Consider the following 239-nt stretch of genomic DNA (forward strand, 5'->3'; position numbering starts at 1 on the left):
GTTCGATGACGGGCCCAATCCGTTTTCCACGCCCGATTTGCTCGACGTGCTCGCGGAGCACGAGGTCACCGCTACCTTCTGCATCATTGGCGCTTACGCAGCCGAATATCCCGACCTGATCCGCAGGATCGTTGCGGAAGGCCACGGGCTGGTCAATCACACCATGACGCATCCGGACTTCTCTGAATGCACACCGGACGAGATCGACCGGCAGATTGGCGGGGCGAACGAAGTCATCG

At 60.3% G+C, this 239-nt stretch carries 1 protein-coding gene; it reads left to right on the forward strand.

Going from position 1 to position 239, the window contains the following annotated elements:
• Positions 1–239, forward strand: a 239-nt coding sequence (locus SB751_RS34830) for a polysaccharide deacetylase family protein (RefSeq protein ID WP_410749591.1), incomplete at both ends; no start/stop codon positions are given.

The sequence above is a fragment of the Cupriavidus sp. SIMBA_020 genome, assembly GCF_046535395.1.
Taxonomy (GTDB): domain Bacteria; phylum Pseudomonadota; class Gammaproteobacteria; order Burkholderiales; family Burkholderiaceae; genus Cupriavidus; species Cupriavidus campinensis.